Annotated in this window: 8 protein-coding genes; all 8 read right to left on the bottom strand. The window is 79.1% G+C overall.

The annotated features are described in order from the left end of the window. Positions 1–6: 6 nt before the first annotated feature. From ACFYOS_RS21655 to ACFYOS_RS21690, 8 genes are read right to left on the bottom strand one after another with little or no spacing between them, the layout of a single operon-like run. Complete coding sequence (locus ACFYOS_RS21655; protein ID WP_387144356.1) at positions 7–8,199, bottom strand: hypothetical protein; 8,193 nt, start codon at positions 8,197–8,199, stop codon at positions 7–9. Further along, the gene (locus tag ACFYOS_RS21660; protein ID WP_387144359.1) at positions 8,196–12,095 is read right to left on the bottom strand and encodes a phage tail protein; all 3,900 of its coding nucleotides are present in this window, start codon (positions 12,093–12,095) and stop codon (positions 8,196–8,198) included. The genes ACFYOS_RS21655 and ACFYOS_RS21660 overlap by 4 nt, the downstream gene beginning before the upstream one ends. After that, a complete protein-coding gene (locus tag ACFYOS_RS21665; RefSeq protein ID WP_387144362.1) occupies positions 12,092–14,530 on the bottom strand; it encodes a hypothetical protein in 2,439 nt (812 codons plus the stop codon). The genes ACFYOS_RS21660 and ACFYOS_RS21665 overlap by 4 nt, the downstream gene beginning before the upstream one ends. Next, a complete protein-coding gene (locus ACFYOS_RS21670) occupies positions 14,527–18,303 on the bottom strand; it encodes a hypothetical protein (RefSeq protein WP_387144365.1) in 3,777 nt (1,258 codons plus the stop codon). Before ACFYOS_RS21670 ends, ACFYOS_RS21665 begins: the two co-directional genes overlap by 4 nt. After that, positions 18,300–18,692, bottom strand: a complete 393-nt coding sequence (locus ACFYOS_RS21675; RefSeq protein WP_387144367.1) for a GPW/gp25 family protein — start codon at positions 18,690–18,692, stop codon at positions 18,300–18,302. The genes ACFYOS_RS21670 and ACFYOS_RS21675 overlap by 4 nt, the downstream gene beginning before the upstream one ends. After that, on the bottom strand, positions 18,689–20,008 hold the full coding sequence (locus ACFYOS_RS21680; protein ID WP_387144370.1) for a hypothetical protein: 1,320 nt from the start codon (positions 20,006–20,008) through the stop codon (positions 18,689–18,691). Before ACFYOS_RS21680 ends, ACFYOS_RS21675 begins: the two co-directional genes overlap by 4 nt. A 4-nt stretch (positions 20,009–20,012) precedes the next feature. After that, positions 20,013–20,291 carry a hypothetical protein gene (locus tag ACFYOS_RS21685; protein ID WP_387144373.1) on the bottom strand — a complete coding sequence of 93 codons (279 nt, stop codon included), beginning with the start codon at positions 20,289–20,291 and terminating at the stop codon, positions 20,013–20,015. Then, positions 20,288–21,016 (bottom strand): hypothetical protein, encoded by a 729-nt coding sequence (locus ACFYOS_RS21690; protein ID WP_387144486.1) that lies wholly within the window; start codon positions 21,014–21,016, stop codon positions 20,288–20,290. Before ACFYOS_RS21690 ends, ACFYOS_RS21685 begins: the two co-directional genes overlap by 4 nt. Between the last annotated feature and the right edge of the window lie 5 nt (positions 21,017–21,021).

Consider the following 21,021-nt stretch of genomic DNA (forward strand, 5'->3'; position numbering starts at 1 on the left):
GGCGGCTCAGCCGCTCGCGGGCCGGACGTCGGCGCCCGCGGTGCTGGCATTCCCGGCGACCGCCACCTGGGCGCCGCCGATCACTACCAGGCTGTGCGCGGCGGTCGGTGGGGCGGGTACCGGCGGCAGCGACGGGTCGGGCGGGCGCTGCACGATCGGCGGGGTCTGCACCGGCGGCAGCAGGATCGGCGGGAGCGGGCCGATCGGGCCGATCGGTTGCAGGTCGAGCGCCCCGACCTGCAGCACCGCGCCGAGCACCGACTCCAGCACCGGCACCCCGCCGGGTTTCGGCGGCACCGCGGGCGGCGGCATCGACACCCCGGTCAGCGCGCCCAGACCCGAGCGCAGCGCCGCGTCGGCGTCGCCGGAGTTCCGCGTGAGATGCTCCTGCACCAGCGCCTTGGCCACGCCGTCGGGCACCCCGGAGGACTTGGCCAGGCCGTACAGCTTGGCTGTCGGTGACAGGCCGCCGTCGGCCAGGATCCGGCCGAAGTCCTCGGTCAGCCGGGTCAACTGGACGCCGAGATCGCCGCCGGCGTCCCCGGTGGTCGCCGCGGCGGCCGCGACGGCCTGCGGGGCGGCCGCCGCCCGCGCGACCCGCTGCGGGGCGGCCGGCTGGACGCCCTCGGCGTCCCCCGCATCGCCCGCGTCGCCGCCGTCCCCGCCGTCGCCGCCGTCACCCGCGTTGCGCTCCGCCGCATCCGGACGGATCAGCAGCCCGCCCGCGCCCAGCCGGCCCAAGACGCCGCCGCGCCTGCCCAGCACGTCGCCGATCTCGATCGTTCGCCCGGCCAGCGGGTCGAGCACCGGCTTCACCGCGACCTCGCGGGTGAGGTCGACGTCGAGCAGGCCGTTATTCGCGGCCGTCTCCAGCACAAACGCCGCCTTCGGGTTGGTGGCGATCTGGTTGGTGACGGCGAAGTCGGTGAACGTCGCCGCGGCCTGGTCGGCCGCCGCGGCGGCGGTCACGTCGCTGTGCCCCCGCAGCGCCGCCAGTACCGTGGCGGCATCCAGCGGCACCGACACCCGCCCGCCGAGCTCTGTCGGCAGATCGAGGTCGAGCCGCACCGGCGGGCGCCGGAACCGGTCCGGCAGCCCGACCGGCGGCAGGTTGATGATCGGCGGCGTCTGCCCCGGGTCCGGGTCGACCACCACGGGCGGCGTCACCACGGGCGGCAGCGACGGGCTCAGCGGCGGCTCCTGCCCGGCCAGCACGTTGCCGGTGATGCTGACCAGCGAGTCAATCGCCCGCACCACCATCACGGTGACCGCCGCCGGACTCTCCACCCGGTTGGCGCCCACCGTGCAGGAGTCGACGTCGCGCAGGTAGACCGCGCCGCCCGGGCCGGTGGAGACCAGGGTGTTGGCGCTGACCGCCACGCCCAGCAGCACCGCGGCCGAGCCCAGCGCCACCAGGGCGGCGCCCCGGGCGACTACGTCGTTGCCGGTCACCTGCAGCGTGCGGGCCGGGCGCGGCGGCGGCTCGGGCAGCGGCAACCGGATGATCGGCGGCCGGCGCAGGAAATCGAGCACCGGCCGCAGGTCGGTGGGGGTGGCCACGGTGACCGGCGCCGCGACCGGATCCAGCCAGCGGGCGGCCAGGAGGTCCGCCACCACCGGGCTCGGCGGCTCCGGCGGCGGCACCGTGAGCAGCGACAGGGCCGGCGGCCGGACGGCGGCCAGCGTGGTCGCCGCCAGCCCGGCCGACAGGCTGCCGCCCGCCACGCCTGCGCGTCCGCCGATCGGCGTGGCCGTGGCTGCCTGGGCGGCCTGCGTCGCCTGCACGCTCCGCAGCACCGACGCCCCGAGCAGGTCGCCGACCGCGGGGTTGACCAGCGGCAACCGCCACCACGGCGGCCGCGGTGGGCGTGGCGGTGCATCCACCGTGAGGAACGGGTCGGCGGTCAGGGCGGCCAGGTCCCACGACCGGCCCGGGGTCGCCGCCCCCGGCACCGGCACGGCCAGCACCAGGAGCCCGGCGCCGCCGCGCTGCCCGCCCGCGTGCCGCACCCGGTTGCCGGCCACCGTGACGTCGCCCGGCACCACCAAGCACAGTCCGTGGACGACGTCCGGGTGCGCCGTGGAGCCGTTGCCGTCGAGCCGGTTGTCGCGCACCGACGCCTGCCCCGGCGCGCGCACCTCGATCGCGGCCCGGGTGGCCGGCGCGGTCACCGGCGTCGCGGCGCCGCAGCAACCCTGGACGTCGTTGCCATCCACCCGGACCCGGCCGGCGCGGGTCAGCTCGACCACGATCCCGGCCACCGCCGCGGCCCGCACCGTGTTGGCCAGCACTGCGGTCTCGCCACCGCCGGGGTCGGCCGGGTCCGGCAGCGGTGCCAGCGGGTGGGCGTCCGCCTCTCCGACGGCCAGCCCGCGGCGTCCGGCCTGCACCCGGTTGCCCGCCAGGGTGAGCGAGGCGTCGACCGCGGCGGCCAGGACGCCGTCGGCGGGCCGCGCGTCGATGAGCTCCAGCGGCGGGCGCACCGGCGGCAGCGGCAGCGGCACCCCGCTGATCACCCCAAGCCGACCGTGCAGGGCGCCGAGCAGGCCGGCCCGGTCGGCGGTGGCGGCGAGCATCCCCGCCGTCGAGGGGCTGAGCCGGTCGGCCAGCGAGGTGAGCAGGCGTTGCGCGGAGCCGTGCGCCTCCACGTCGGTGGCGTCCGGGTCGACCGCATCGGGCAGCACCGCGAGCATCGCGGCCGTCGCCTGCGCGGCCGGGGAGCCTACCTGCTCGCCGGCGATCGCGGCGGTCTCGGCCAGCGCCACCGCGGCCCGGTGCAGCGCCTGAGCGCGGGCGGGGCCGTCCCCGGGGGCGGCCAGGTCGGCCTGCACGGCGGCGGCCTCCTCGAGCAGCCGCCGCCGGTCGCCCTCGGCGGGCGTCACGTCGCCGGTCAGGCCCAGCCGCAGCTGCTCGGTGAAGCCGGCCGCCGCTGCGGCCCGGTCCTCCGCCGGGGCGTCCTCGCGCAGCTGGAGCAGCAGCTGGCCGAGCCCGGCCAGCCGCTCCGCCACGGGCGGGGCCACCGTGGTCGCGGCGGCGGCCGCGGGCACGCCGGCGACCTCGGCCTGGCCCGCGCGCAGGTCGGCCAGCGCGCGGGCCGCATCGGACTTGTGCCGGGCCCGGTCGCCCGGTTCGTCGGCCGCCGCCCGCACGGCCGCGCGGACCTGCTCTACCCGCGGCGCGAGCACCGGGTGCTCGCCGACCAGCCGGCCGAGCTGGCCGACGCTGCCCGACAGCAGGCGCAGGCTGCGGGTCTCGGCCGCCTCGTCGCCGTCGCCCAGCCCGGCCAGCCGGCGGTCGATCCAGTCGGCGGTGAGCAGCACCAGCTGGCCGTGCGCGGCGTCCTGCTCGGCGGCGCCGTCGGCCGGGGTGGTCTGCGCGGGGTCGGCCAGGTAGGCGCGGGCCTGGATCACGGCCTTGCGCAGGGCCTCGACGTCGGCCGCCGGCGGGGCGCCCTGGCCGCGGCGCAGCCGCTCGTAGCGCTGCCGCACGGTGGCCGCCAGCCCGGGGTTCGGCCCCTCCAGCACGCCGACCAGCGAGGCGATGCCGTCGGCTAGGCCGGCCACCCCGACGGCGGTCAGCGGGCCGGCACCGGGCTCGCCGACGGCCGCCCCGACGGCGTCGAGCACAGTCGCCAGCAACCGGGTCTGCTCGGGGCCGAGCGGCCCGCTGTTCCCGGCCCTAACGGCGGCGGCCCGGGCCGCGGCGACCTCGCCGAGCGTGCCGGCCAGCCGCAGGGCGCTCGCCGCGCGGGCGCCCTGCCCCGCGGCCACCACCTCGGCGGCCTGCCCGGCCAGGTCGACCGTGAGGCCGAGGCCGTCGAGCAGGCCCGCCGCCGCATCGGCCACGTCGCCCGCGGCCGCGGTCAGCTCGGGGCCGCCCCCCGAGACGGTCGCGGCGTCGACCCGGGCCGCGTAGCCCCAGACCTCGGCCACCGCCTCGTGCGGGGCGACCAACTGGGCGGCCTGCGAGGCGGCCACCCGCACCAGGTTGGCCGCAGCGGTGTGGGCGACCCCGCCCTGCGCGTCGCGCATCTCCTCGATCGCGTCGAGCAGCCGCTCGCCGAGTCGCGCCGCCTGCCCGCCGCGGTCGCGCAGCGCCGTGCCCACGGCCTCCATCGCGGCGTAGATCCGGCGGCCCACCGACTCGCGCTCGCGACCGGCGGTGGTCGCGTACGCCTGGGCCAGCGTGCGCAGCCCGGTCACCGCGCCGTACAGGTCGGACGACGACCCCGCGGCCGTCCGGGGCAGCGCGCGCAGGGTCTCCAGCACGCCCGGCAGCGGCGGCCGGGGCGGCAGGAGCACCGGCACCCGGTGCACCACGCCGTACACTTCGGTGACGTCGTTGCTCTCCACCCGGTGCTCATCTCCGCCGAGCACGGCCACCCCGGCCACGTGCACGTCGGCGCCGGGCACGGTGTCGTCCAGGCCGCGCCGGCCGACACCGTGCACCCGGTTGCGGGCCACCTCGGCTTCGTCCACCAGGCCGAGGCCGATGCCGGCCCGCAGCGTGGCCTGCTCCAGCCAGCGCAGCACCCCGTCCAGCGCCGGACGCAGCCGCCCGCCCGGTGCGGCGAGCAGCGCGGCGAGCAGCTGCTGCGGGTCGGCGCCGGTGACCCCGGGCACCAGCGCGGCGGCGGCGTCCGGCACCGCCGGGCTCCAGCCGACCGCGGCGGAGGCGACCTGCTCGACGGTGCAGTCGAGTACCCGCAGCGCGCCGATCGCGCCGCCGAAGCCCCACGCCCGCAGCCCGCTGCCGCCGACCCGCCGCACCGTGCAGCGCGAGACGGTGACGCCGTGCACCGGCCCAGAGCCGCCGACCACCACGCCGTGGCCGCGGGTGTCGGCCCCGGCCCCGGTGACCCGGGTGTCGGCCAGCTCGACGTCGGAGACCACCCGGGCCAGCGCGCCGCCGTCGTCGACCCCGCTGCCGATCACGACGCCGGCCTCCAGCGCCAAGGGCGAGGCGGCGGCGGGCGTGGCGGGCAGCTCGACCGAGCAGCCGGTGACCCGCAGCTGCGAGCCCGCCACCCGCAAGCCCGCCCGCACGTCGGCCGTCCCGTCGGCCACCGCCGCCAGCCGCACCTCGTTGCGGTCGACGTCCACGCCGTCGGCGGCCACGTCGACGCCGATGCCGGTGACGTCGGCGATCCGGTTGTCCTGCACCGCCGTGCGGCCGGTGCCCTCGCCGTGCCGGGCCTCGGCCCGGTCGCGCACCAGCACCCCGGTGGTCCAGCCGGTCAGCGCGTTGTCCCGCACCGTGACGCCGTCCAGGGCGCCGTCGGCCAGCTGCACGCCAGCGCCCGGCGTCCCACCGCCCGTGGGCACCGCGGCCGCCAGGTCGTTGCCGGTGATCCGCAGCCCGTGCACGAACAGCCCGGACCGCGGCCGCAGCACCAGCGCGGCCGGGGCCAGGTAGGCGCCCAGCGGCACCGCGACCACGCCCGCGGCGGCCCGCACGGTGCACCGGCTCACCTCGACGTCGCGCAGGGTGCCGGTGAGCAGCACGCCGGCGCCGAGGGTGCCCGCGGGCACCGTGCGCTCGGTCGAGGTCAGCCGCAGCCCGTCGAGGCGCACCCGGCGGCAGTCGCCCACGGTGACCACGCCGTGCGGCAGCCGGCGCAGCGCGGCCAGTTGGTCGGGCGCGACCGTCTCCAGGGTCTGGCCGGGGTTGGCCCGTTGCAGCGCCCGCAGCCGCAGCACGGTCGCCACCAGCGAGGCGGAGGCCCGCCCCGCCCCCGGCAGCAGCACGGCCAGCCGGTCGCGCATGGTGTCGAGCAGCGCGGGCAGCCCGGCCGCCGGGTGCAGCACGTCGTCGGGGGTGAACCCGCCGCCGCCGGCGTCGGCGGGCGCGCCGTCGCCCGCGTCGCCGTCGATCGGGACGCCGATCGGTACGGCCGCCTCCGGCTGTTCGACCAGGTCCATCAGCTCGAGCACCACGGGCGCGTCGGCGCCGCAGTCGTCGAGCACGAACGCGCCGCCCGCGCCACGCACCTCCAGCCGGGTGGCCGCGCCGTCGCCGAGGATCCGCACCCCGGACAGGCCCTGCAGGACCACCGGGTGCTCCAGCACGTAGGTGCCGGCCCGCAGGTAGATCGTGCCCGGACGGCCGTCGAGCTCGGCGAGCGCGGCGTGCAGCGCCTCGTCGCCGGTGACCCCCTCGGCGATGCTCTGGTCGATGTGGCCGAAGGTGCGCTCGCCGTCGCCGACGACGACCGTGAATGCCCCCGGGGCGAGGTTCTGCGCCCGCAGCTCGATCAGCCGCTGGCGCACCTCGCGCAGCGGCAGGAAACGGGGGCGCAGGTCGGCGATGGTGCGCTGCACCGCGGTGCCCGTGCGGGTGGCCGTGACCAGCGCGAGCGGCTGCCGCAACCGGTACGGGCCGTCGGGGGCGGCGTCCGTACGCTGCTCGACGACGCCGGTGGCCGCGCCGTCGGGGGCGACCACGCGCGCGGTGAACAGCCAGTGCTCAGTCGGGCGGTGCCCCGCGCCGGAGAACGCGAACGCGATGTTGTCGACCAGCCGGTACCGGACGCCGGTGACCAGCCAGTCGGCGCCGTCCCAGCGGCGCACGGCGGCCAGGTTGGCCACGGTGAGCGCGCGGCCCGGCCCGCCGCCGCCGGCCAGCGGCTCCGGGTCGTCCGCGAGCAGGTGCCCGGTGGGTTCGAGCTCCAGCCGGCCGGTGGCGGTGTCGACCGAGCGCAGCCTGCGCACCACCGGGTGGTGCCGCGGGTCGTCGCCGTCCAGCCGGGCGGCGTCGTCCTCGAGCGTGACCACGTCGCCGGCCCGGAACCGGGCGGCCTGGAACGAGCCCACGCTGAGGATCACGCCGTCGGCGGGCAGGTCGGCGGTCAGCGGCGCGACCAGCGCCGCGTTGTCGCGCGACCAGAGCACGGCCCGACGGCCGGTGCCGGCCACGCCGAGCACCTCGACCCGCACGTTGGCGTTGCCCGTGCCCAGGTAGCCCTCGCCGGTGGAGACCTGCTCGGTGAACAGGCAGCGCTCGCGGCAGCGGTCGGGTTCCTCCGGCGGGGTCCGCTCGGGCAGCAGCCCGGCGGGCACGGCACTGCTCAGCCGGCCGCCGCTCAACGGGGCGGGCGGCGCGGGCAGCCGGGCCGCGTCGGGGGCCACCGGGTCGGGCGGGGTCTCGCCCGCCGCGGGGTCGGGCAGCAGCCGGGCGCGCACCTGCACGACCTGCTGGCGGCGGAACGTGGACGGGTCGCCGAGCGCCGGCTCGGCGATGTGGGCCGGGTCCTGCCAGTCGTGCACCTCGCGCTCGAGCAGCTCCAGATCGAGCACGTAGCGCAGGGTCCCGCCGTCGACCGGGTCGGGCAGGCCCGGCGGCTCGGGCAGGTAGGGCTGGCGGGAGTAGCGCCAGTCGGCCTCGATGAACGCCCGGTGCCCCTCGGCGAACAACCGCCCCGCGGTGCCCGGGGTGCCGCCGCCGCCGCGGACCACGAGGTCGCCGCCGAGCGCGGCGTCCACCCCGAGGAGGGCGTCGACGTCGGTGGCGGCCCGCACCGGCAGGTGGCTGAACCCCCAGCCGGTGAGTACCCGCGTGCGCGCGGCCCCCGCGCCGCGCGCCAGCGGCGCGAGCGCTCCGGCGCCGATCCGCAGCTCGCCGTCGCGGTGGGTCGGCGGCAGCCCGAGCACCTCGTGCCAGGCGCCGTCGACGTCGCGGACGACGAACCGCACCGCCCCGGCGTCGTCGTCGTTGGTGCGCCGGTCCAGCCGCAGCCGCACCCGCAGCTCGGCGACCGCCCAGCCCGGCCCGGCCGCGACGGGTGCGCCGGGCACCGGCGGCTCGGGGACTGCGAGCAGGTCGAGCGGCTCGGGCAGCAGCCGCTGTACGGTGTGGTGCCCGCGCACCCGCAGCACGTGCGGCAGCGTGTCGCGGTCGCGCCGCTCCAGCCGCAGCTCCGGCGGGATCGCCCGCAGGTCGCCGGGTTCCAGCCCGGAGCCGGTCCAGCCGGTGATGCCGGTGATCGCGTCGAGCACGAAGCTCTCGGCGATCGCGAAGCCGTCGTCCGGCGAGCCCTCGGCCAGGTCGGCCGAGCGCCGCCGGGTGTCGGTCAGCTGCAGCCGGGCCTGCTCGTTGGCGTCGGCGTCCAGCCGGTATCGGCCCATCTCCTCGTGCACGGCGACGAACCGGCGGCTTTCGTCGAACCGCTCGCGCGAGGTGTACGCCTTCATCGCGGTCATCTGTTGCTCCGTCCCATCCGGCAGACGTCGTCGGCCACCCGGTCGCGGTGCTGCGCCTGTAGTCCCAGCGGCAGGAAGTCGTCGGAGCGCGCGGCCAGCTCGCGCAGGCCCCGGCCGCGCTCGGCGTGCGCGCCCGGCGGCCGGCCGCCCTCGCCGATCGCAAGCACGTCGGCCGCGTTGTTGTCGTCGAGCACGAGGTACCCGGGAGCGCCGGGCCGCCCGTCGGCGAACGAGACGTCGGCGGACGACCCGCGCCAGGCCCGCGGGCGGCGGTCGTCGGCAAGCGGGGCGACGCAGCGGCGCAGCCAGCCCACGTCGGACCGCTCGGTGTCGAGCGCGCCGGCGAACACCGAACTGCTCGCCTCCAGCACCCCGGCCACCGTGCGCCCGCGCACGGTGCACTCGCGCAGCCGCAGCACCGCCCCGGCGGCGGCGATCGCGGTGGCCCGGCGGGAGCCCGAGTCGAAGGTGCAGCCCGCGGCGATCACCCGGACCCAGGGCGGCACCTCCAGCCGGCCGACCCGGCAGCCGTGCAGCCGCAGCACCAGCGTGACGGCCGCCGCGCCGCCGCGGGGCAGCGCGGTCCTGCGGCCCGCGCCGGCCACCCGCACGCCCAGCGCCGTGCCCGGGCCGGCCGCCCCGGCCAGCGCCGCCGGCCGATCGGTGGGCGGCACGGTGTCCGGGTCGGGCGGGTCGGCCGCGGGGTCGGCCGCGGGCAGCGGGCTGCCCAGGTCGCACCAGCGCAGGTCGACCGCGCCCGCGGTGAGGGCGACCTCCAGCGCGCCGCCGAGCGCCAGGCCCTGCAGCAGCACGCGCGGGCCGCGCCCGGCGCCGGCCGCGTCGGCGCGCTCCAGCAGCGAGAGGCTGACCCCGGCGTCGTCCGGCACCAGGTAGGGGTAGCCGCCGGGGTCGCGGGCCAGAACGGCGGTGGCGGCGTCCTCGCGCACGGTCACCGTCGCCGCGGCCAGCCGCGGACTGCCGATCACCGCCACCGTGGCCGGGCCGCTCGCGCCGGCCACCGCCTCCAGGGCCGGCTCCAGGCCGGTCAGCACCTCACCGCCGGCGGGCGCCCGGCGTCCGGGCGGGCCGACGGTGACCGCGGCGCCGGCCACCGCGGGCGCGTCCGGCAGGGCGTAGCGGTCGCGGTCGGCGACGTCCTCGGGCTCGTACCAGCGGGCGGGCAGGGCGCCGCGCGGCGGGACGAAACCGGCCCCGAAGGCCACCCCGCGGGCCACGTGGTACGACGCGGCGAACCGTGGCCGGTCGCCCGCGGGCCGCACGCCGCCCAGCGTGGCGGCCAGCGCGATCCGGCCCAGCCGCGGGTCGAAGGCCACGGCGTCGTCCAGCGCCAGCGCCAGCGGGCCCGCCCACGGCCCGAGCGAGGCCTGCCGCAGCTGCAGCGGCGTCCAGGCCAGCCGGCCAGCCGCCCCCACTCGAGGTACCGCCGGGGAGGGCCGGGAGGTCATCGCGCCGGTCTCCCGGTTGCGGCCGAACCGCAGCCGGCGCCGGGCGATCTCGCCGCCCGGGAACCAGCGCCGGGTGCCGCCGTCGGCGTCGGCCAGCAGCACCGTGCGGCGCTCGGGGTCGGGCGCCCCGCCGCCCGCGACCGGCTCGAAGGCCGGGTCGAGCGGCGGCACGAACAGCAACCGCCCGGTACCGGCCACCGACACCACGACCTCGGCGGCGGGCAGCGGCGCCGGGCCGGCCACGAACCAGCCGTCGGCCAGCGCGACGACCTCGCCCTCGGCAGGCGGGTTGGGCGCAGCAGACTCGGCGGCCCCGACCGTCCAGCCGGCCCCGGCAGCGGCGGTCAGCGTGACCGGGCGCGTCCGGTCGGCCCAGACCAGCGCCTCCAGGCCGCCCGCCGCGTCGATCCGGCCCCAGGCCGCGCCCGGCGCGCCCGGGGTCAGCCCGGGCAGCGACGGCAGCGGCTGCCAGCCGGGCCGGGTCAGGTTCAGGTCGATCACCGAAACCTCGGCGTTCAGACCCGGGCCGTCGCCCGCGCCGCCGAGCCGCACCAGGCCCTGCGGACCGGCCAGCAGCGCGCCGCCGCTGCGGGCGATCCGGCCGCGCACCCGGCGCTGCACCCAGCGGCCCGCGCCCGGGCCGGCCAGCGGCAGCTGCCACAGGTCGAGCAGGGCGGCCCCGCCCGCCTCGCCGCCGTGCAGCGTGAGCACGTCGCCCAGCAGGCAGGCGGCGGTCGCCGCGCGCGCCGCCGGGCGCCGGGCGCCCGGGTCGGCCGCCGCGTCGAGTGCGGTCACGGCGGCCGCCGCGGCGGCGAGGTCGGACAGCCGCCACGCGCGCAGCTGCGCGCCGTCCGGGCCCGGGGCCAGCAGCAGCAGGTCGGCGCCGTCCGGCACCAGGGTGGCCGCGGGTCCCGGGTCCAGCCAGGCCGCGCCGGGGCGGTCCGCGGCGGGCAGCGGGTCGAGGTCAAGCGGCTGCATCCGCCAGTCGGGGTCGCCGGGTACGTGCCGGGCCAGCTCGAGCCCCGGGACGGCGTCCGTCGTGCGGACCAGCCGCACCACCTCTTCCGGCGGGCCGGCGAGCACCACGCAGGCGCTCACCGGATCGCCGGGGTGCGTGGCGACCGGTGCCGCCGTCCAGCCGCCTGCGGCGTCGCGGCGCCAGGTCAGGTCGCCACCGGCGACCCGGCGGACCCGCAGCGCGGCCACCGCCTCGCCCGTCTCTCCGCCGAGCGCGGGGTCGGGGAGGACGGCCAGGTCGGCGGCCGTGGCGTCCACCGTGGCCGTGAGCACCGGCGGGGCGACCGCGGGGTCGGCGAGGTCGACGTCCTCGTCGGCGGGGGCATCGGGCGCGACCGCGAGCAGCTCCAGCGCCCAGGTCTCGCCCGGCCCCGGCCGGCCCGCGTCGGCGAACCGCAGCACGGCGGCCGCCCCCGGCGGCCCGAACGGCAGCGGCCCCGCGACGCCCGACCCCACGCCCGGCACCGCCGCACCGAGCAGCGCCACGTCGTCTACGGTCAGCGTGAGCGCGTCGCCCTCGGCGACCGCCAGCGGGTCGTCGGCCAGGTCGGTGGGGGTCAGCAGCTCCGGACGCCGAGCCACCGGCGCGCTCGGCGGCGTCTCGTGCATGGAGGTCTGGCCCGGGTCGGCATCGGTCCGCCCGACCAGCACCCGGGCGGCGACCGGGATGTCCTGCCCGGCCGGGTCGAGGGTCAGGCCGAGCAGCAGGCCCGGCCCGCCCGGGCCGGGCAGCACGCGGGCCGGTGGCAGCACCACCTGGTCGCGCTCGGCGACCGCCGCGCGGGAGGTTCGCACCAGCACGGCGTCCGGGCGGGCCCAGCCGCCGAGGTCGACGGTGCGCGGCGAGGCGGGCGGGTGCAGCGCGTCGGCGGCGCCGAGCCGGCGCAGCTCCTCGGTCACGTCGTCACCCGCGGTCGGCCCGGCCAGCGCCCGGCTCGGGAACCGCGGCCCGCGGCGGGCCGGGCGGGTCAGCGGGTCGGCAAGCGCGACCGGGTCGTCGAGCAGCACGGTCCAGCCGCGGGCGGGCAGCGGCTCGTCGAGCTCCTGGGTGACCAGCAGCGAGCGGAACCCCTCGTCGACCTCGGCCGGCCAGCCGGTGGTCCGGCCGAGCACGTCCTCCAGGGTGCCGGGGGTGCCCTGGCGGCGGCGCCAGCCGACCGTCCCGGCCACCACCGCCCGCGCGGTCGCCGGGTCGTCGCCGACCAGCCGCGCGCCGACCAGCTCGGCCAGCAGCGGCAGCGCCTCCGGCGAGCAGCGGGCCACGAACGGGTCGCGCTGCAGCTGCTCCAGCGCCACGCGCAGCTGGTCGAGCCGCCCGTCCAGCACCTCCAGCAGCCGCCGCAGCGGGCGGTCGGGCAGGCGCGAGTCTTCGGCAAGCAGGACGTCGGGCAACAGGTCGGCCAGCCGGGTCATCGGTCGCGGTCCTCCTCCCAGCGCAGCGCGGCGCCGTCGACACCGTCGCGGTCGGGCGCCCAGCAGGCCTGCTCGTCGGGGGCCAGCGCGAGGCGCTCGGCACGGCGGGCGGGCTCGCCGTCGCGGTGCAGCGCCTCCACCACCACGGCGGCCAGCCCGGGCGTGCCGGCCAGGGCCCGGTGCAGGTCGGACAGCTCCACCGGCGCGCCGAGCGCGGGCCGGCCAGGGGCGAGCAGCCCGGTCGTCCCAGCGACCCCGAGCCGCTCGCGGGCGTCGGCCAGCAGCTGCAGCGGATCGGCCCCCGGCGCCATCGCCAGCAGCAGGCCCGCCCGCACCGGCACGGCCCGCCGGTTCACCGTGCGCACCACCAGCCCGGGCGGCACCCGCGGGGCCAGGAAGGTGCGCAGCAGCTCGTGCTCGGCGTCGTCGAGCTCGCGCCCGCCGGGTCCGGTCACCGCCACCAGCAGGTGCCGCCGGGCGGCCGGGTCGGGGCGCACCCGGGCGCCGGTGACCAGCCCGTGGCCGAGCAGCAGCGCGCGGACCGCCTCCGGGGTGATGGCCCGGTCGAGGGTCTGCACGCCGGCCGTCGCCCGGCGCACCGCGACCGCCGCGTCCTCGGCGTCGGTGCCGCCGGCGAGCGCGAACAGGTTGGTCGTGCCGACCACCTCGGGCACCGGCGCGCGCACCAGGTCGGCCGCCCCGGCGGCCCGATTGCCCGCGGCGCCACCGCCGACCCGCACCACCAGCTCGACCGGCACCCCGGGCGGCACCGGCGTGCCGCCGGTGGCGTCGCCCGGGCGCACCACGACCCGGCCGGCGGCGTCCCGGGCCACGGTGAAGCCGCGCTCGTGCCCGGCCAGACCGGCCACCTCGGGCACGGGCCGCCACTCCTCGCCGGCCACCCGCAGCCGCACCGCCGGACGCCGCCCCTCCGGCGCGGAGGCGTCGGGCAGCCAGGCCGGCTCCTCGCCGTCCAGCACCCAGGGGCCGGGCCCGGTGACGGAGCGCACGACAGTGCGCCCGTGCGAGACCGGCGCGACGTTGCCGAGCACCGCGGTGCGGGCCAGGTCGTAGCGGCGGGTCAGCGGCGGGGCGAACACCACGTGCGTCGCGTGCTCGCCCAGCAGCGGCGCGAACTGGTCGTCCACCCGGACCACCCGGACCGCCTCGCGGGCGGTCACCCGGCGCGGCGCTCCGGCGCCGCCCGGCTCGTCCACGTCGGCCAGCACCAGCACGTCGCCGGGGCGCAGCAGGCCGGCGTGGGTGAGCACCGGGCCGCCCGGGACGGCCGGTCCGGGCAGCAGGTACAGCCGATCGGTGCCCGGTGCCGCCGCCCCCAACGAGCCAGGTGCGAACACCGGGCCGGGCGGGGCACCGGCTGCCCCGGCGAACCCGGTACCCGCGCCGATCGGGGCGGTCGCATCCAGCGCGGTCAGTGCGCGCGGCCCGTGCAGCCGGACGACGTCGTCGCGGGCCTGAGCGAGCAGCCCCTCGACCAGCGCGTCGAGGAACACCGCCAGCGCGTCGAGCCGGGCCGCGTAGGCCGGGTCGGTCTCGCCGGGCTGGCGGGCCAGGGCCTGCTCCAGCTTCTGAAGCGCGCCCGGCACCGAGGCGTCCAGGCGGGCCAGCGCCGCCAGCACCAGCTGCTGGGCCTCGGTGAGCGGCTCGGGCGGGTGGGCGGCGGCGAGGGCCTCGGCCTCGACCAGTGCGTGGGCCTGCCGGCATAGCTGGTCGCACAGCGCGGTGAAGGTGTCGGGGCAGGACGGCTGGGCGCCGTCTAGGAACCGGGCCAGGCCGGCCAGCTGGAGGGCGTCCGAGCGGGCCCGGGCCGCGTCGCGGGCCAGCGCCGCCCCGCGCTGGGCGGCGTCGATCCGGGCGGCGAGCTGGTCGGCCAGGCCCGCCGAGCCGAGCACCGTGGGCACGGCCAACGCGGCCCCCGGCGGCGGCAGCACCACGGTCGGCAGCTGCGGGGTGAGCAGCGGCTGGAGCTGGTTGAGCCGGGCGTCGGCGTGCAGCGGCCGCTCGGTCTCGTAGACCGCCTCGGGGAGGCCGGCGACGGCCGGCGCGGCCACCGCGAACCCGGCGGGCACGGTGAGCGTCGTGCCGGGCTTGAGCCGCAGCTGCTGCAGCCCGGTGGCGGCCAGCGCCGGGCGCCGGCGCACGCCGACCAGCTCCAGCAGCCGGGCCGCCGAGTCGGGCAGCCGGGCGGTGCCGATGAAGCTCTCCTCGGCCCAGGCCTCCTGGTAGCCCCAGACCACGTCGAGCGCGGCGGCCACACAGTCGAGCACGCCCTGACCAGGGTCGGTCCCGGTGACGGCGCCGCGCGGGTCCCACGGCCGGGTCGCGTCGGCGAAGCCGTCGCGGGCGGCCTGCTCCAGGCCGGCCAGCAGCTCGGCGTGCGCGCGGCCCCGGTGCGTGGGCGGGACGCCGCTCACCGCAGCCCTCCGCAGACCTGCACGGTCAGCAGGCCGTCGGGGCCGTCGCCGTAGGGCCGGCGCAGCACCGCGACCTCCTCGTCGGCGACCGGCAGCGTGCCGTCCACGGCGTGCTCGGCGGCACCCCGCTCCAGCCGCCGCAGCCGGCGTACCCGGGCCGCACGCACGCCGTCCACCGCGAGCACCCGGCGCAGCACCGCGTCGACTCGGACGTCGCCGCCCAGGCCGGTGACGTCCGGGTCAAACAGCCCGCCGTCGGCGGCCAGCGCGGCCTCGACCGCCGCCTGCAGCCGCTCGGCGGGGGCATGGTCCTCGGCGTCGACCACGACGTCGAGGTCGATCGGCACGAACGTCGGGGGCACCAGTTCGACGTCGAAGCCGAGCAGCCGCACCTCCTCCAGCCGGCGCCGGGCCAGCGTCCAGCGGCGCAGCCGCTCGGCGTCGCGCACCAGGTCGAGGAGGTCGACGTCCGCCGGGTCGGGGCCGCCCGGCACCAGCGTGTCCTCGTCGCGCAGCAGCAGGGTCGCGCGCACCACCCGGCGCTCGCCCAGCTCCAGCACCCGGGCGCGGGCGGCGGCCACCTCGGGCAGTTCCTCGAGCAGGCGCACGTGGTCGTCCGTGCCGACCGCCGCCGCCGGACGCCGCGCGGCCCAGGGCGCGCGCAGCCGGATCGCCTCCAGCGGCTCGGGGTCGCGGCCCTCGACGCCGGGCACCGGGTTGTCGAGGGCGAGCGCCTCGCGCACCGTTTCCAGCGGTGTGCCGGGCGGCACCGCCGAGCCCGGGCCGAGCAGCAGCAGCGAGGTCAGCGTGTGCGCCGCGACGTTGCCGGCCGCGCCCAGCCCGAGAACGGCCTCGACGCTCACCCGGACCGGGGCGTCGGGCAGCGCGCCCGGCTGGCCGAGCACCAGCAGGCTGCCGCCGTCGCCCCCGGCGGCCACCGCGAACGCCTCGCCCGGCTCGGCGGCGACGTCGGGCACGCAGCGCCAGGGCTCGCCGTCCACGCTCACCCGCACGTCCAGAGCGCCCTCGCGGCGCTCGCCGGGGAACGGCCAGCCGGACGCGACCCGCGCGGCCGGTGCGAACGGCAGCGGCAGTTCGACGGCCTGGTCGGCGCGCGCCTCGAGCACCCGGTCGAGGTCGGCGGCCACTGCGGCCAGCTGCGCGGCCAGCTCCGGGGCGGCGAGGTCGGGGGCGGCGGGCAGCCGCAGGCCGTGGTGGGCGGGCACCACGTTGCCCAGCACCCGGGTGGACTCCGCCGGGTAGTCCTGCGGCGCCGGCCGGCGCGGGTCCCAGCGCACCAGGGTTTCGTCGGTGCCGAACTCCACGACGGTCGCGCGCACGACGTGCGGGGACGACGTCCGGTCGGCCTCGGCGGGGGCAAGCACCAACCAGCGGTCCCGCCCCAGCGGCAGCCGGTCGCCCGCGATCAGGGCGAAGCACTCCCCCGCGCGCACGTCGCGGGCCAGGGGCAGCTCGTCCAGCACGGCGTGCCATTCCAGGTCGGCCTCGCTCGAGACCACCACCGGCGCCTCGCCGGCGTCGGGGTTGACCACCACCGTTCCTGCACCGAGCATGAAGGGCCGGGGCGCGGGCCGGTCCGGCGAGGTCAGGCCGAGCAGTTCGGGGCGGGGCACCCGTAGCCGCAGCATCGTGGTCGCCGACAGCCCCGGGTCGGGCCGGTAGTCGACCAGCCGGGCGTGCTCCTCCACGGAGCGGCGCAGCCGAGCGGAGGGCATCGAGGCCTCGGCCAGCGCGGCGTCCTGGGCGTAGGAGATCCGGTCGAGCTCGTGCGCGACCGCCTCGAGCACCGTGGTGGTCAGGTCGGCCGCGTCCCCGGGCGCCCAGCCGGGCAGCGCGACGGCGGCGCGGGCCTGCATCACGCCCAGCAGGCCGCGGCCGTCACGGGCCATCCGGTCCAGCACCGGCCCGGGGGGCGCGGGGCCGGCGGGTGCGGGCGGTGCGACCGCCAGCGGGTCGCGCAGCTCGCACCCTGCGGGCGCGATCGGGGCGTAGGCGCCCACCTGCGGCACGGCGGCGTCGAGCGCCGCTTCGGGGTCGGCGTCGGCCCCCGGCACCTCGGCCGGGACGGGCACGGCCAGCTCGTGCAGGCCGGCGTCCGGACGCAGCCGCAGGTCGACGGGCACGTCGGGCACGAACCGGCCCTCGGACAGCGCCGCGGGCACCGTGGCCGGGCCGGGCACCAGGTACGGCAGGACGTCGCCGGGCAGGCCCGGCTGCTCGGGCAGCGCGGCCAGCAGCGGCGCCGGGTCGGTGGGCGCGGCGAACACGGCGGCCACCCGGTCGACCACCGCCTCGGCGCTCAGGTCGAGCGCCGGTCCCTCGGCGACCTGGGTGATCAGCGAGTCGAGCAGGGTCAGCGTGCAGGGCCCAACCAGCGGCCCGCGACGCATCCGGTGCCACGTGGTGGCCGTGACCAGCACCCGTTCGCCGCGCAGGTCGCCGGCCCGGTCGGCGGCGTACACCTCCGACCCGGACAGCTCGACGTCGCGCAGGTCGGCGTCCACCAGCAGGGCCGTGCCGCTGATCCGGCGCAGGGCGCAGCCGACGAGCCGGACCGGCCCGGGGTCGGTGTCGTCGTCCACCCAGGGCGCCAGCTCGCTCACCGGCGCCCGCACGGCCAGGCCGAGCACCGCGTCGGCGTGGCCGGTCGCGCGCACGTCCTCGACCAGCACGTCGTCTAGGCGCAGCGGCGCGCGCGCCGACGAGGCGCGCAGCAGCACCCCGGTCGCGACGTCGCGGCCGACCACAGTGCGCACCAGCGTCCCGGCCAGCTCGACGCCGCCCGCGGCCGCCATCTCGCAGCCCAGGGCGACCGGCCCCGAGATGTCGCGGACGCCCACGCCGCGTACGTCGAGCAGCCCGGCCCCGGCCAGCCCCACCCCGCGGGCGGTGCCGGCCCGGGCGGCGACGGCGTCGACCTCGACGTCGAGCAGGGTCAGCGTGTCGGCGGCCGGGCCGCTCGACTCCGGGTCGTCGCCGGGGTCGGCCCCGCCCGGGTCGCCGGGCGCGCCGCCCAGCGTCACCGGGCCGGCGGCGGCCCGCACCGCGTCGGCGTCGTCGCCGGTCAGCCCGCTCACCCGCAGGGCGGAGGCGGTCAGGGCCGCAGCTTCGGCGGCACCCGGCCCGCCGGGGGCGAGCGCCCGCAGGTCGACACCGCGCGCGGCGGTGCGCGCCACCAGGTCGGCGACGGTGACCCGGTGCGCGCGTAGCACCGGGGCCTGGGCGACCAGGCCGGTGGCGGTGGCCACCGTGCCCCGCACGCCGGTGAGGTCGACCTCGACCAGTTCCGCGACCCCGCCGGCCGCGACCGACACCCCGGTCACGGCGGCCGCGGACACGACCACCGACACCCCGCGCACCGCGCCCCGCCCGGTCGCGACGACGCGGAGTCCGGTCAGCTCGTCGGCGTCGCCGGTGACGGTGAGTGCGATGCCCTGCACGAGCACGTCGAGCCCGGTGACGGTGATCCCGTCCGCCGCCGGCCCCGCGGCGACGACGAGCGGCACCCGGGCACCGACCCCGGACGGCCCGGCCGGGGCGGCGACCAGGGCGAGCGAGCGGTCGGCGGCGCCGAGCTGGAGCGTGGCCAGCGGCGGGCCGGGCGGGGCAGCCGGGTCGGGTGCGGGCAGCCGCCACTCGTGCACGCTGCCGGCCGGAGCGGCGACCAGCGCCGCCTGGGCCGCGGCCAGGGCGCCGGCCAGGTCGGCGGCGTCCAGCTCGACGACGACCGGGTCGGTCGCCGGCGGGCTCATCGGGTGGCCTCCGGCGCAGGGCCGATCAGCGGCCGGGTGAAGGTCCCGGCCAGCTCCTCGCCGGTGGTCCGCAGGGTGTACAGGACGTCGACCACGAGGGTGGCGTCGTCCACGGTGACCCGCACCGCGTCGAGCAGGATCAGCCGGCCGAGGTGTCGGGTGATCGCCGCGCGCACGAGGTACTCGGTGAGCGAGGTCCGCTCGACATCGGCCGCCGAGAACACCAGCAGGTGCAGCCCGCAGCCGAAGTCAGGTCGGTCGACCCGCTCGCCGGGCGCGGTGAACAGCAGCTGCTGCAGCTGCGCGCGGGCCAGCTCGGCGGGACCGCCCGCCGTGCGCGCGGTACCGGCGTCGGTGATCCGGAACGGGAAGGCCAGGCCGCCGGTCACGGCTCACCCCCGAGCGCGTTGCGGGCCAGCGCCACGTCGGTTTCGTAGACGAAGTCGGCGGTCTCGGCCGCGGCACCAGTCTCGGCGACCGGCGGGTCGCCGGGCAGGGCGCGGTGGGCGCCCCAGCGGTGGGTCACCCCGCGCACGTACCAGTCTCCCGACAGCACCGGCCCGGCACCGGTCACCGGCAGGGTACGCCCGGCCCGCGGCACCGCCGGGTAGCGCGCCCCGTTCAGCGTGCCGTCGGCGGTGGCGAACCAGTCCACGGCGCGCAGCTCGGCCCGGGCCAGGGTGGCCAGTTCGGTGTCGTCGATCGGGACGTCGGTCGTGCGGACGTCGACCGGTGCCGGGGCCGCCCCGGCGCCGAGAATCCTCTCCAGCCGCTCGCGCACCACCGCGTCCCGGCTGCGCGGGCCGGTCCGCGGGTGGCCGGGGTCTCCGACCTCGACGTGGCCGATCGTGCGGCTGCGGCCGTCGACGTGCCAGGAGCGCACGCCGGTGGGCTGCAGCGCGTCGTACCGGGCGACCAGGTCGACCAGCGCGGGCGCGTCGTGCGGGAACAGCCACGCCTCGGGCAGCCGGACGCCGCCTACCGCCGGGGTGCGGAACGTGCCGACCACACCCTTGCCCGGGTTCGGCCCGGCCTGCACCGGCCCGCCGGAGGGGGTGACGAACACCTCGAACCCGTTGCGCCGGGCCAGCATCCGGAGGAACTCGGCGTCGGTGCCGCGTTGCAGCAGGCTGGACACCAGCTCGTCGCGGCGCGGCGTCGTCTCGACCGCCACGTCGAAGCCGTAACGGGTGTAGATCTGCTCGACGATCTCCGAGTCGGCCAGCCCCGACCAGCGCTTCGTGACGGTCTCGACGTGCAGCAGGCAGGAGGCGTCAATCCCGGTCAACACGAGCTCGGAGTCGGGCACCCGGGCCTCGGCGAAGCGGTGCTCCAGCGCGGTGACGAAGCCGTCGAAGACCACCTCGCTCAAGGTCGGCCCGCCGGCCGTGGGGGTCAGCGCGAACCCGACGGTGACCCGCGACAACAGCCGGTACCCGGGCAGGCCGAGGGCCCGCGCGGCGTCGTCGCGCAGCAGGGTGTCCCAGTCGCCCCCGGACGCCGACCCATCCCCGGCGTCCGGCCCCGAGACCGGGGCAGAGGCGATGGTGAGGGTGAGGGTGGAGGGCCGGTCGACCCGCTCCTCGACGACCAGCGAGGAGACCACGATCGGGTTCACCTCCTCGCCGTCGGCCCACAGCAGCAGCTGCGGCCGCAGGTACCCCTCGGCGGTCGCGCCGCCCGTGCTCGTCGCCGGCTGGCCCATACGCTCACCCGCCCCGCCGCGGCAGCCGCAACACGCGGCCCGGGGCGTCGAGCTCGTCGAGCGGCACCCCCGGCGCCGCGTCGGCGAACCGCCACCAGGCGTAGGGGTCGTCGAGGTAGCGCGCCGCCAGCGCGTCGAGCCGCTCGCCCACCGCGACCCGGTGCGTGCCGTCGCTCGCGGCGGTGCCGGGCAGCCGGGGCACCCGCAGCAGCCGGTCGGGCTCGCCGGGCGCGCTACGCCGGTAGCCGGGCAGGGCCTCGTACCGGCCAGCCGGGTCGCTCACGCCGTGCCTCCGCCCATCAGGCCGGCCAGCCCGGACGTGCCGCCCGCCTGCGCGGCCAGCTCCTGGCGACGGCGCAGCAGCTGCTCGAACGCATCCCGGGTGCGCTGGTTGTTGGCGTTCTCCACCGGTTCGAGCACGGTGAGCTTGAGGTCGGCCCGGGCCCGGATCGGCACCAGGGCGGGACTAAACTTCTGCTCCGTGATGGTCAGGTCGGTGAGGACGCACGGGAACCAGCGCGCCTGGCCGAGTTCCAACAGCAGCTCGTCAGGGCGCACCGGCCGGATGTCGCGCCCCGGGGTGGCGGAACCGCGCTCGGCGGTGCGGTCCTGCGGCTCCCGCCCGAGCGAGACCAGCTCGAGGAACGCCAGTTTCGGCAGCACGCCGTCGCGCACCGGGTCGGCCTCCGTCGCCGCGGGCCCGCCCGCCGTCGCCAGCAGGGCCTCGGTGACGTCGAAGACGAGCTGAAACGAGATCGTCTCCGACTCGGCCATCAGCGCGGCCGTGCCGGAGGCCCCGAGCTGGCGGTGCTGCTGCGGGGTCTCCACGGCCCGCGGGTCGCGCCGGCGCTTGCGCGGCTCCCAGCGCCCGGTGCGGGTGCGGGTGACGGTCTCGGGGTTGTACTGGAACTCCAGGGTCGCGTCGGACTGCTGGTCGGCCTCGAGCCGGACCAGCCGCCCCCGGGTCACCTGGCTGCGCGGCAGGGGGTGCGCCGGGCCGCCGTCCATCACGC

This window comes from Micromonospora sp. NPDC005806 (assembly GCF_042871425.1).
Taxonomy (GTDB): domain Bacteria; phylum Actinomycetota; class Actinomycetes; order Mycobacteriales; family Micromonosporaceae; genus Micromonospora.